This is a genomic window from Paenibacillus sp. Mc5Re-14 (assembly GCF_001049835.1).
In the GTDB taxonomy this organism is placed as follows: Bacteria; Bacillota; Bacilli; order Paenibacillales; family Paenibacillaceae; genus Paenibacillus; species Paenibacillus polymyxa_C.
Genome location: NZ_CVPD01000001.1, coordinates 892631 through 906463 on the forward strand (window position 1 = coordinate 892631; position 13833 = coordinate 906463).

Sequence of the window (13833 nt, forward strand, 5' to 3'; positions counted from 1 at the left end):
CTTCTCCATCAAGACATTTTCAAAATACGAACTATTGCTCATTATTATATGCAAACTACTGCACTTTGGCAAGCAGCGCCTATATTACATTCCTTCAGATATCGGGATCATTCAACTGATCTAGCTTGGCACGAATGCGCCTGATGTCGCTCAAGAGCTCCTCATTTTCTCCACTCGTCCCCGTCATTCCCATCAGTTCGGTAAGACGCAACTGTAATCGAAGACGTTCCTCCCGCTCTTCCTGATCCTTAGGCTCTCGGATACGGCTCCGTTCATCTTCTTGTTTTTCGTCGGCCGTCCCTTCATAGATTTCATATCCGCCGCCCGGCTTCATATCGAGTAACCGAGTTGCCGTACAACGCACCAGCTCCCGGTCATGCGAGACGAGTACCAACGCCCCATCATATCGGCGTAAAGAATCCTCTACAATTTCACGGGTTTCAATGTCAAAGTAATTCGTCGGTTCATCCAGCACCAGCAGATTGGCTCCACTAAAGTACAGACGCAGAAAAGCTACCCTGCATTTTTCTCCCATACTGAGCGTTCCGATCCTTTTGAATACGTCCTCTTTGGCAAATAGAAAACAGCCCAGCACCGTTCTCGCTTCTGTTTGGGTCATTGTAGGGAGCGCAAGCAGACTGTCGAGCAACGTCTGATCCTCTGGAAGCTGCTCCAGCTCCTGTGAAAAATATCCGATGTTCAACTGTGGGTTGGCTGTAATTGTCCCCATCTGCGGTTCGAGCTGACCTGTTAATAACCGAAGCAGCGTGGTTTTGCCAATTCCATTGGGTCCCCGAACAGCCAAACGTTCCCCACGTGCAACGTTCAGATTTAGATTTTTCACAATGACATGGTCGTCGTAGCTAAAGTCAACCTGTTCAGTACGCAGCAAATATTTAGCCTGAAAACCGCTATCACTTAATTTCATGTGCAAAGACGGAGCTTCACGTGGTTGTTCTACCCTGTTAGCCTCCAGTCGCTCCAGTTCCTTCTCTTTCGCATGATAACGGGAGATATTTTTTTTAGCCTTGGCCTTATAGAAGCTCTGTGTAATAGCCACTTCGACTTTGGATGCGCTACGATGTGCCTGGTGAAACCATTCCCTGTAATTTCGAATCGTGTCCTCCAGCGCCTGTTTCGCCAGTTCCTGCTTCCGATAGCTCGCCTCCTGCTCTCGTTGTTCCCGCTCCTTTTGTGCTTTATATTCCTTATAACCGCCTTTATAGCGCCCAATACCTGTGGATGTAAGCTCGACTATACTCGTGGCCACCTGATCCAAAAAGGCTCTGTCATGCGATACAAACAACAGTGTTCCAGGATACGTGGATAGCCACTGCTCCAGCCAGAGCAAGCTTTCGGCATCCAAATGGTTGGTTGGCTCATCCAGCACCAGCAACTTCGGCTGCCTGACCATCAGTCCAGCCAGTCGTACTCTTGTCTTCTGTCCACCACTCAGCTCACCATAAGCAATCGACCACGTCCGTGCAGGCATCCCCATTCGGGTGAGCGCCTTTTCCACCTCAGACTCCCAGGCAAAGCCTTGCAGACGCTCATATTCGTCCATCAGCTCGCCGTAACGCTCCAGTTGCTGCTCCATATCCTTTCCAGCAGCGGCTAGGCTAGCTTCCAGCTGTCCCAACGCTTGCTTGAGATCCCAGTGCTGAGTGCCCGCCTGCTGTGCGACCTCCAGTGCGGTTCGAGACCAATTCACTGTATCCTGCTGCTTCAGCCAGCCGTGCTCTTCCAGCGGCAAATCATACTCTACTTGACCAGAGGTTGGCGCTTCATCTCCCAGCAATATTCGTAATAGCGTCGTTTTGCCTGCTCCATTTCTTCCAAACAACGCGAGCCGTTCTCCTTCCGTCACGTCCAACGACACATTCTCAAATAAAGATGTCCCGTTCCATTCCTTAACTACATTGCGAACTCGCAAAATGGTTTTCATACCACGATCATCCTTTCCCAGTCCGGTTTTTATACCGTAAGCAATAAAAAAAGCCGCAGAAGGCTGCGGCTTGCATACAGGAATATAGAATGACTGTTATGAATGGTTTCAGAACATACACCTATGAAAAATAACACCGCGAACGAAAAAGAAAATCTCGTTACGGATCTTCAACGCATACGTCCCTACTTTCATTTCAGACACACTTCTCCCGTTGCAGCTTGCAGCCGCCTGCCAGTAACGTGCAGTTGAGTGGGAAAATCAGTGTGCTTACTTCATCGGACGTATGGTTACCTTCCTTTTCATGGGATACTTACTTGCAGTCAGTATAGCAGATCACAGCATATTTTCCAATACCCGCTTTATTTTCCAAAGACCAAAGTTGTATTGGACGAACCTGCATACTTAGTTACGAACTCTTTAGTATATTCAGGAGTTTGAACTTGATAGCTGTAGTTCTTGCTCGGGTTCCATCGGGTCACAGGCGATTTTTGGTTAGTGATGGCTGGAAAACTACCTACATCTTTGAATTCACCATTGGCTTTATCATCCAGAATACCGCCCTTTTCACTACCTTTTCCAAAATAATTATTCTCGGAATAAATTCGTGCATTGGTTGCTATTGTGTAAGCCAACTGAAAATTATTAATATAATTATTTTTCACATGGAAATATCCATATCTCATCAGACCTGGACCGCGTACAAGTAAGTTTTCAAAATAATTATTGGCAATCGTAATATGGGGCATGCCGTCATAATTTTTATTGCTGTCATCTGGATAACCCAGAATAAGGCCATATTTATGATTGGCAAATTTGGAGTTGCTAATGGTTACATAATCAGCCGATTGTCCTATGTACAAAAGTTTGTCCAAATCCGAGCCATTTGCATTATAATTATGACCTGCAAAAGTAACATGATCAATCCAATAATTTGTACCTGCAGTAAGATATAGCTGGATATCATCGTTACCATTAATACTGGCACTGTGCTCAAAAGTTAAATTTTGAAAGATCACATTTCCCGAGTTAGCTGTTGTTTTCAAATGAATATTGACTAGCTTATTTTGCGCATAAGAGCCGATTAGAGATTTGTTAGAACCGATATTGACCACGGTTTTAGAAGAAGCAGAAATATTCTTTTCGATGACCAGAATTTTGGGAGTTGAATCCCCTAGCTGATTTTTCAATTCGTTTAGATTATTGATATAGATGACCCGACCATTTTTGCCCCCTGTTGTAGCAGGCTTTGAAGCTCCTGTTTCGCTTTTAGCCTGTCCAGCAAAACCAATCATGCCATTCGTCGACGTATTTGGGAAATCAGTCGCAGCGAACGTAGCACTTGCTGAAAAGGTAAAAAACACAAAGGCCAAAGCTAAAAGAAAAGAGAATTTTCTCATCGCAGCCACACCATCCTTTTTTTATATTAAATTCCAATTACGAGACTATACTTTTTTTACAAAATGGTAAATAGTTCTTTTTATCTGTTTATTTATAGCATATAAGAGAAATATTTAAATTATATTATTTAACAGCGTGAAAATAGTTCGTAGGAACGCAAAAAAGCCGGGATTCCCCATTGGTAGCCCGGCTAAAATATATTCCTATTAAAAACAAAATAAAAACCCTTGAATTTACAAGGGTTTCGGAATTTTTAAAGTCGTAAGCGGGTGATGGGAATCGAACCCACGCTATCAGCTTGGAAGGCTGAAGTTCTACCATTGAACTACACCCGCATTATATAACATCTTGATCCATATGTATGACACACTTAAGCTCTCGTCAACTAACTGAATCAGGATGTTATTCAGTATAACTTATCTTTCCACAAAATGCAAGCATACTACATACCATCCTGAACCAGCCAATTGACAGGTTTACGTAAAAACAATTTTTCAAAAACTTCTGCCGGAATGGGGCGGCTAAAATAATACCCCTGCCCTTCATGGCAATCCTGCGCTTGCAAAAATTGAAGTTGCTCCTCATTTTCCACCCCTTCAGCCGTAACCTTCAGCTTCAAATGGTGAGCCATAGAGGCAATGGTAGATACAATGGCCGCATTTTTGCTGTCAACCAGCACCTCATTTACAAAGGAACGGTCAATTTTAAGACGATCAATCGGAAGATTCTTCAAATAATGCAATGAGCTATAGCCCGTTCCAAAATCATCAATACTGATTGCAACACCAATAGCTTTTATTTTTTTCAACTGTTCAAAAGCCCGGTCCTTATCAAAAGTCATACTCTCAGTAATCTCCAGCTCTAAATAGCGTGGTTCCAGTCCCGTATAGGCCAAAATGCCCCGAATTACATCCACCAGTTTTTTTTGCTGGAATTGGCGCATGGATAAATTGACCGAAATCGGGATCGATGGATACCCTAGCTCCTGCCACTGCTTATTTTGGAGACACGCCTCACGCAACACCCATTCCCCCAAGGGCACGATCAGGCCACTTTCTTCAGCTACTGGAATAAAATCACCCGGCATCACCATCCCGCGATGAGGATGATTCCAACGCACCAGCGCTTCCAAACTCGTTAGCTCGCCACTTTGCAGATGGACGCGTGGCTGATACACCAATGAAAATTCTTCATTTTCAAGCGCTCGCCGCAAATCATTCTCCAGCTGGAGCCTTTCATGCGCTCGCATCTGCATCGCACTAGCATACCGCTGAAAATTCACTCCTTGCTCCTTGGCACTATGAACGGCTGTATCCGCCTGCTGAATAAGTTGTTCGCTCTGATTCGCATCCGACGGGTACAAAGCTATGCCAACGCTCACCATCACATGATAAGACTCCCCATTAATATCAAAAGGCTGATCGAACAGCTTCACCATATCATCAATACGATTTCTCATGGCATCTGAATCTTCGTAGCCCATTAGAAGAAAGGCAAATTCATCTCCACCCATGCTAAAGACAGCTTCCCCCTCACGGCAAAAATGCCCCAAGCGTTCGCCTACCGCATACAGCAAATAATTGCCTGCCGTATGCCCAAGCGAATCATTAATCGCTTTAAAACGATCAATATTTAGCACTAAAAGTGCTACTGTCTCATCAGATTTCAGTGAATTGCGCAATATTTTATCCAGGCGCTGGGAAAGACGACGGCGATTGGGAAGGCCTGTTATATCATCGTTATAAGCAATATGATTAAACTCAGATTCTGCCGCCTGTTTTTCCCGATAAGGAACCAGAACCATAAGCCGGACTAGACCGCTCAACAGATTATAAAATGCAATCACGTTCGTCAAAAGTCCTATAAGATGATTGATATCACTCATTTGCTTAGCAAATAAATAGAATAACTGGCTCACAACACACAGCCCAATCCCACGAACGATAAGCAACATGCCCAACTCCGCAGGGCGGACTTTTCGGTATTTTCGTACTCCAAAAATAAATGTAAGCACCAGCAGTAACATGACAACCAGATTCAACGTCCAGCCCAGGTTACCTAATTCGTACCGTATACGTAGATCTGGTAAGCCTGCATCATATGCCTTAATAACTCCTAGAATCAGCAACGTACAACCTATCCCTGCCCACAAAGCCACTGTTTTGTATTCAGACTTCGTCCTTCTAAATGGGAGAGAACAAACGAATAGGAGCATAATAGAGGTAAAGACACGATTTACAAATAGTAGCCACAACGAAATGCCCGGAGACAAAGCAAAGTCCGTCAGGCTTACGAAACTAAACGAAACAATATGAACAAGGTAAAGCAGACCAGCCACCAGAAATGTTGGGGCAATAAGAAGTCTCTGCCAGGTCAACTGTTCCAGCAAAACGGACCAGGATTGATAAAAAATAGAAAAACAAATCGCAGCACAGGCAAACCCTAAAATCGGATATAACAAGAAAAATACATTATAGGAGTATATTTTATTCAAAGTTACGTGAAATAACTGAACTAAGACAAACAAAACTATGGCGGCAATACCAATGCCTATCGTTTTTTTTACTTCCAGCCGTATATTCATTCAGCCTCTTCAGCCCCCTGCATATCGGAGATTCCGATCATCTAAGACGTTTGACAGCTTTGGAAGCCGTTGTTTAAGTCTATAGTATCAAAAAAAATGTTGTATTCTGGTATATAATAGCATTTAATCTGTGAAAGGTGAATCATTTTTTTGTTCTATATTCATGAATTTATTTTCGCATTTGCGCAAATGCACGAGCTTACAGTACCAAAAAAGCGCATCATCTTTTCAGATCATGCGCTTCAGACGACATTTTTCAATTAGGTGATACCTATACCCCAACGCTGCACACCACAACAGAAATAGTATGTACAGGACCCCTCTGCGAAAATCTCATCACATTAGACTACAGGAAGTGTGATTTTAAATTGTGTACCGCTTCCATGCTTACTGTCTACATGAATGAAGCCTCCGTGATTTTTGATAATACGATAGCTCACAGCCAATCCCAAGCCGGTTCCACTTTCTTTTGTTGTAAAAAAAGGATCAAATAAACGCGCCAATGTATTGTGATCCATCCCTAATCCGTTATCTTCAATACAAATGTGGACATAAGAGCCCTCAAGCACGGTATGGATATCAATGCATCCCTCTCGTTCCCCGCCGATGCTTTCAATGGCATCCATCGCATTTTTAATCATATTGAGGATAACCTGCTTAATTTGCTTCACGTCAATGGAAACCTTCATGAGTTCATCATTTTCATCCAGTGCGATCTGGCAGCCCTTCATCAACGCCTCGCTTTCTGTCAGCATCACTACTTCTTTCAACAGTCCCATCACAGATACTGCCGTTTTTTGCGGAGCCGAAGGCTTGGACGAATTTAAAAACTCGTAAATAATGTCGTTCGCACGATCAATTTCGGTTAAAATAATGCGGGCATACTCATCCCTGCCCAACTCCACCAAGTGCGGCCGAAGCAATTGAATAAAACCCCGGATTGCAGTAAGCGGGTTACGGATTTCATGGGCGATAGAGGCCGAAATACGTCCCAGCATTGCCAGCTTGTCGTTTTGATACGCTGTCTGCTCAATCTGCTTATAATCCGACACATCCTTTACACTAAACAAAAAATCGCCATCCATCTGATCACCGTAGGTCACTGTTATCAACCAATGCCGACCATACTCATCAATCAACTCATGATAGCGCTTTCTATGAAAGATAGTTTCTTTATAAATCCGCATGATTTTCTTCTTCTTAAACCGACTTAACTCAGGATGATGCAAAATTTGCATCAGGTTGCGACCCGCGAGCGAACTACGTGGTAGCTCCAGTAATCTCGCCATTTGCACGTTAATAAAGGTCAGTACCCCGTCACTGTCAAACAGCATGATACCACTATCCAGGTTCTCCAGTACATTTTCATACTTATTATTGGCGATCTGTGTGGAAGGGCAAGCTCCCACGGTATCAAGCAAGGCTTCTTGGAATTCACTGATCATGCCAGGCTTCCCCCTTGTATCGGAATGATAAACTGGCCGTATCGGACGTGTAATATTCTTGAAGAAGAGAAAGGCATCTATCGATCACCCTTCAAATGGTGTAAAAAACAGTTTCAATCAACTCCGACCATTTTTTTCGATTCGAGTCTTATTTTATGATAGACAAGATTAAGGATCACAGTCAATCGGAAAAAGTGTCGAATCCACATTTTTATCCTATTTTCTTTCGTCATAATATCTGCGCAACATTACAAAATAAAAAAATAAGTTAAAAATAAGCGCCCTACACACCAAAGAAGCTCTCCAGATTTGAGAGCTTCTTTGGTGTGTAGGATGTCAACTGCCGCTCTTATTATGTTGAAGCCGGGATCGTCTTTGACTCATAACAGCCAGTCTTCTCTTAAGCTCTCCCTGCCATTTCTCATCATTCATCTGTTTCGCTACCGTCAATAAATCCAGCGACATGTCAATTTGTCGCTTCACAATTTCAAATGCATCTTCACTCTCACGATTTACACAGTTTTCAAATATCGTATCATCGTCTTCCATGACATAATCCTGAAAATCAATCTCAGATGCCCCATCTCCATGTGCATACTCAGCCAAAATTTCATACTCATTTTCAACTTTATAATGAACTTCAATGCGATGACATACCGGGCAAAACAGCAAAGGAACATTATGGACTTGGGTGCGGTAATGCTTCAGCGTTCCCTTGGTTCCTACCATGCTTGCTCCACAGCAATAACTCATCCGGGCTCAGCCTCCTCTGAACAAAACCTGTTCTGCCTTGTTTATCTTCTACAATACCTTATTCGCTTTCATCAGGCAAAATTCCTCCAGAACACAACAACATTTCCATAATTATTTGTTACTTCACTCTGTATTACATGATTCAGACAGGCTATTCCTATATCTCCGCTGCATAGCGCAGGCAAGCAAGCCCCCAACAACGGTAAAGTAACCGCTGGTTGGGGGCTTGCTTGTTTAAGTTCAACTTGTAAAGCTAATATTACAGATTTTTATCGCCTGGTTTCCAGTTCATTGGGCACAAGCCACCGGATTGCAAAGCTTGCAGTACACGCAATGTTTCTTCTACACTGCGGCCTACATCGTTGTGGTTAACCACTTGATATTTAAGTTCGCCTTCTGGATCAATGATGAACAAGCCGCGCAATGCAACGCCTTCTTCTTCGATCAGAACACCATAGTCGCTTGCTGTTTTTTTCGTGATGTCAGAAGCCAACGGGAAGTTCAGTTTGCCCAGACCGTTGTTTTCTTTAGCTGTGTTGATCCATGCTTTGTGGCTGTGCACGGAGTCTACACTGATACCCAAAATTTCAGTATCCAGCTCTTTGAATTGGTCAGCTGCATCGCTCAATGCTGTAATTTCTGTTGGGCATACAAAAGTGAAATCCAGTGGATAGAAGAAAAATACGAGCCACTTGCCACGGTAATCGGAAAGTTTCACCGAGCCAAATTCTTGACCGTCTCCAGATACTGTTTCCAATGCAAAATCAGGTGCGGGTCTTCCTACCAATCTTTCTGCCATAATGTGAAATCCTCCTTTAAAATATGTAAGAAAAACACCAATTGTGTTTTCCTCAATCAACTGTATTGTAATAAACCACCTACTTGATAAATGTTATCATTCGCTGAAATCAAAGTCAATATTGTAACCATTACTTTTTTATAATTATTTTAAACTAGCTTAAAAATTCACAATTTATTCACATTTCAAGAGCTTTCTGATATGCAAGTAGCTCCTGATTACTCAGGAGCTACTGTGTCAAACATTTGCTATAAAATTATACTGTATAACCTCACTATATAATAGGAAGCTTTTTTCAGAACAAATACGTTTCTGGGGACTTTAGCGAATAGCTGCTGCGATCAAATCGCCCATTTCAGTTGTCGAGATCGCTTGTGATTTATCCACCGCGATATCTGCCGTACGGTGTCCTGCATCCAGTACCTCAGCTACCGCCTTCTCGATAGCGTCAGCTGCTTTCTCGTACCCGAAGGTGAGGCGGAACATCAAAGCAACGGACAAAATCGTTGCAATGGGGTTCGCCAGTCCCTGACCAGCAATATCAGGTGCTGAGCCGTGCACCGGCTCGTACAGACCGAAGCTGCCTTCTCCCAGTGATGCAGAGGAGAGCATACCGATGGACCCAGTCAGCATAGCTGCTTCGTCACTAAGAATGTCACCAAACATATTTTCGGTTACAATGACGTCAAAACTGGATGGACGACGCAGCAATTGCATGGCACAGTTATCGACCAATACATGCTCAAGCTCGACATCTGGGTAATCTACAGCGACCCGGTTAACAACTTCACGCCATAAACGGGAAGTTTCCAGTACATTAGCCTTATCCACCGATGCGAGCTTTTTGCGACGCTTTTGTGCAATTTCGAAAGATTGGCGAACAATACGCTCTACTTCTGTTACATTATATGCGCAAGTATCGACCGCTTCTTCCCCCTGAGCACTCTCTCGTCTGTACTTCTCACCGAAATAAATGCCGCCCGTCAGTTCGCGCACTACGATCAAGTCCGTTCCTTCCAATACCTCTGGTTTCAATGTAGACGCGTCCTTGAGACAATCGAAAACGACAGCAGGACGAAGATTTGAAAATAGACCGAGCTCTTTGCGAATACCGAGCAATCCGGTTTCAGGACGAAGCTCCTTAGGATTGTTGTCCCATTGTGGTCCACCTACCGCTCCCAACAGCACGGCATCTGCAGATTGACATACGGCCAGTGTTTCTTGCGGCAATGGAGTCCCCTTCTTATCAATGGCAATCCCGCCGAACAGCGCATGCTCTGTTTCAAATGAGAGGCCAAACACTTCTTCCGTACGTTTCAAAATTTTCTCTGCCTCTGCGACCACTTCAGGTCCGATTCCGTCTCCCGCTATTACTGCAATCTTTTTAACGTCTGCCATCACGTACACTCCTCTTGTTATACAGCCATACAGCCGTATTTCTCATACCTTCTTTGTAACATATTTGGGAGGGCTTTGACCAAGATATAGAATCTATCAATTCAATAGGCTTAGCCTATAAGCTGATTTTTTCATCAGAGAATAAGAAAACAGGACCGATACCGATCCTGTCTATACTCATTCCTTGGGCCTGTATAAAATTAGGATTTATAGTCTACGCGATTGCTGTAATTTTTACGCTTGTCGATCAAACCGTTCAGTGCATCCACATAAGCCCGTGCACTTGCTTCCAAAATATCGGTGCTTACCCCACGTCCCTGTACAGATATTCCGTTCTGAGTCAGCACCACATGTACTTCCCCTAGAGCGTCCTTGCCATGGGTAACAGATTTAATGGAGTAATCAGAAAGTACAACACTCTCGCTGCTGGCTTGATCAATCGCGTTATAGATCGCATCGACTGAACCATTCCCTTCAGCTTCTGTCTCAATCACCTGACCTTCATCGTTAACCAGTCGCACTTGTGCGGAAGGCGTAGCCTTGTTCCCATAAGTTACGAAAATGGTTTCCAGCTTGAAGACTTCAGGTGCATCGGCCAATTTTTCTTCCAGCAATGCCAGGATATCATCGTCCGATACTTCCTTCTTCTTATCAGCCAAATCCTTAAACTGCCCAAAAGCGCGATTCAGATCTTCTTCGTTCAATTCGTAGCCCAACTCAACCAAACGCTCCCGGAAAGCATGACGCCCTGAATGCTTGCCCAGCACCAGCTTGCTTTCTTTCAGACCGATACTTTCCGGTGTCATAATTTCATAGGTCGTCTTTTCCTTCAGCATGCCGTCTTGGTGAATACCTGATTCGTGCGCAAAAGCGTTAGCACCCACGATCGCCTTGTTGCCCGGCACTACCATCCCCGTCAAACGGCTAACCAATCGGCTCGTGCGTGCAATTTCAGACAATTGCAGAGACGTTTTGGCTTGGAAAAATTCCTGTCTCGTCTCCAGTGCCATGGCGATTTCCTCAATGGCCGTGTTTCCAGCACGTTCACCGATACCGTTAATAGTCCCCTCGATCTGATCTGCACCGTTCAGGATCGCAGCAAGCGTATTAGCAGTAGCCATTCCCAAGTCATTGTGGCAATGTGCACTCAACTGAATCTTCTCCACATCAACCACATTTTGCTTGATATGTTTGAATATATTTCCGTATTCGTAGGGTGTTAAGTAACCTACCGTGTCTGGAATATTGACGACAGAAGCCCCTTCCTGTACAGCCATGGTGACCATTTCAACCACAAAATCAAGCTCCGTACGTCCTGCATCCTCCAATGAAAACTCCACTTTTGGCAAATACTTCAATCCATAACGAATGGCTGCACGGGCAGTTTCCAATACCTGTGCCTTCTCCATCCGTAGCTTATGCTGACGATGAATTGGAGAGGTTGCCAAAAAGATATGGATACACGGGTCCTGTGCTCCCTTAAGCGCCTCGCGAACCGCATCAATATCTTGTTCCCTTGCACGCGAAAGGCCAATAACGGTCGAATTTTTTACAGCTTTTGCCACTGCATTAACAGCCGCCAGATCACCCGGAGAAGCAGCCGGGAACCCAGCCTCCATACGATCGATTCCCAGCTTTTCCAACTGATGAGCGATCTCTACTTTCTCACGAGTATTCAAGTTCACGCCAGGTGACTGTTCTCCGTCTCTCAACGTTGTGTCAAATATATATATTTTGCGCAACCTAACGCACCTCCTCAGGATTTGGACCCTTAAATTACAATGCGGCTCACGCAATAAGCAGGGCCGCATTGTAATTAATATTTATAAATAATTCATGTTGTCGAGCTTATAGTACAAAAGGTTGTTACTTTTTGATCCAATGCATCATTTCACGCAATTGTCCGCCCACCACTTCAATCGGATGGTTAGCTTCATTACGACGAGTAGCCGTCAGGAATGCACGTCCAGATTGATTTTCAAGGATGAAGTCACGAGCAAATTTACCTTGTTGAATGTCAGTCAATACATCCTTCATGGCTTTCTTCGTATCTTCTGTTACCACACGTGGTCCAGTTACATAATCGCCATATTCTGCTGTATTACTGATGGAATCACGCATTGTTGCCAATCCACCTTCATACATCAGGTCAACGATCAGCTTAAGCTCATGCAAACATTCGAAGTATGCCATCTCAGGAGCATATCCGGCTTCAGTCAATGTTTCAAAGCCCGCTTTTACGAGTGCGCTCACACCGCCACACAATACCGCCTGCTCACCGAACAGGTCCGTCTCCGTTTCTTCACGGAAGGAGGTTTCAATTACGCCTGCACGTGTACAGCCAATGCCTTTTGCGTAAGCAAGACCGATTTCTTTGGCTTGGCCTGTTGCGTCCTGTTCAATTGCGATCAATCCCGGTACACCAAACCCTTCCACATAGGTACGACGTACCATATGTCCTGGGGATTTTGGAGCAACCAGCAATACATCGCTATCTTTAGGAGCTACGATTTGTCCAAAATGAACATTGAAACCATGGGAGAACAAAAGTGCTGCGCCTTTTTTCAGGTTAGGTTCGATTTCGTTTTTGTAGACAGAAGCTTGAGTTTCATCAGGCAACAAAATTTGAACCACATCTGCACGGCTTGTTGCATCAGCTACGTTCAGAACTTCAAAACCGTCGTTTCTTGCGACATCAGCTGATTTGCCTTCACGCAAACCAATAACAACATTTACACCACTGTCACGCAAGTTTTGTGCTTGAGCATGTCCTTGGCTACCGTAACCAATTACGGCCACTGTTTTTCCTTTCAATACGCTGAGTTCTGCATCTTTTTCGTAGTACGTTGTAACTGCCATGGTTAATTTCCTCCTTTTAATTGGACCCTTCATAATGAGCGGGTACTCCAAGAGACTTCGCCTCATGATTGGTATCTAAAAATCTCTTCGAGCACCCGCTCTTATGCGGGCGGTTCTTTAATGATGTAATGCGCTATAAGCGGTAAATCGTTAAAGCTTTATATTATGCATTTCCACGTATCATAGCTGTAACCCCGGTTCGGGTCAACTCGCGAATACCGTAAGGCTTCAACAACTCGATCATCGCATCGATTTTTTCAGTATCGCCAATGACCTGAACAATCAAGCTTGTCGTTCCAACATCAATTACAGCTGCTCTGAACGTTTCTACCACGCCCATAATTTCTGGTCGCTGAGGCGGTTCAGCCTTTACCTTAATCATTGCCAATTCCCGAGCAACCATCGGCTTGGAACTGAGATCGATGACCTTGATCACATCAACCAGCTTGTAAAGCTGCTTTTCAATCTGCTCCAGGTTGTTCTCATCTCCTACAGTCACAATGACCATACGGGATAATCCAACTTCTTCCGATTGACCCACAGTTATGCTCTCAATGTTGAAGCCACGGCGACCAAACAGTCCGGACACACGTTGCAAAACGCCGGGATGATCATTTACCAGTACAGCAATGGTATTTTTTGTCGTCAT

At 44.2% G+C, this 13833-nt stretch carries 10 protein-coding genes and 1 tRNA gene; all 11 read right to left on the reverse strand.

Features of this window, described 5'->3' with window-relative positions:
* Positions 1–94 precede the first annotated feature (94 nt).
* Positions 95–1945, reverse strand: a complete 1851-nt coding sequence (gene abc-f / locus BN1546_RS04150; RefSeq protein WP_090736075.1) for a ribosomal protection-like ABC-F family protein — start codon at positions 1943–1945, stop codon at positions 95–97.
* Between the two features lie 362 nt (positions 1946–2307).
* Complete coding sequence (locus tag BN1546_RS04155; RefSeq protein ID WP_090736077.1) at positions 2308–3345, reverse strand: pectate lyase family protein; 1038 nt, start codon at positions 3343–3345, stop codon at positions 2308–2310.
* A 265-nt stretch (positions 3346–3610) separates the two neighbouring features.
* Positions 3611–3681, reverse strand: a tRNA-Gly gene (locus BN1546_RS04160).
* 107 nt (positions 3682–3788) lie between these two features.
* Positions 3789–5930, reverse strand: a complete 2142-nt coding sequence (locus BN1546_RS04165) for a putative bifunctional diguanylate cyclase/phosphodiesterase (RefSeq protein WP_090736080.1) — start codon at positions 5928–5930, stop codon at positions 3789–3791.
* A gap of 341 nt (positions 5931–6271) precedes the next feature.
* Complete coding sequence (locus tag BN1546_RS04170) at positions 6272–7375, reverse strand: ATP-binding protein (RefSeq protein ID WP_013370087.1); 1104 nt, start codon at positions 7373–7375, stop codon at positions 6272–6274.
* Positions 7376–7711: 336 nt separating this feature from the next.
* Positions 7712–8128, reverse strand: a complete 417-nt coding sequence (locus BN1546_RS04175) for a hypothetical protein (protein WP_013370085.1) — start codon at positions 8126–8128, stop codon at positions 7712–7714.
* Positions 8129–8387: 259 nt separating this feature from the next.
* Complete coding sequence (locus tag BN1546_RS04180; protein ID WP_013370083.1) at positions 8388–8927, reverse strand: peroxiredoxin; 540 nt, start codon at positions 8925–8927, stop codon at positions 8388–8390.
* Positions 8928–9248: 321 nt separating this feature from the next.
* The gene (leuB, locus tag BN1546_RS04185; RefSeq protein ID WP_013370082.1) at positions 9249–10325 is read right to left on the reverse strand and encodes a 3-isopropylmalate dehydrogenase; all 1077 of its coding nucleotides are present in this window, start codon (positions 10323–10325) and stop codon (positions 9249–9251) included.
* A 200-nt stretch (positions 10326–10525) separates the two neighbouring features.
* Positions 10526–12067 carry a 2-isopropylmalate synthase gene (locus BN1546_RS04190; RefSeq protein WP_013370081.1) on the reverse strand — a complete coding sequence of 514 codons (1542 nt, stop codon included), beginning with the start codon at positions 12065–12067 and terminating at the stop codon, positions 10526–10528.
* Between the two features lie 124 nt (positions 12068–12191).
* Entirely contained in the window at positions 12192–13184 is a 993-nt protein-coding gene (gene ilvC / locus BN1546_RS04195) for a ketol-acid reductoisomerase (RefSeq protein ID WP_013309387.1), read from the reverse strand.
* 163 nt (positions 13185–13347) lie between these two features.
* Positions 13348–13833 (reverse strand): acetolactate synthase small subunit, encoded by a 486-nt coding sequence (gene ilvN / locus BN1546_RS04200; RefSeq protein WP_013370080.1) that lies wholly within the window; start codon positions 13831–13833, stop codon positions 13348–13350.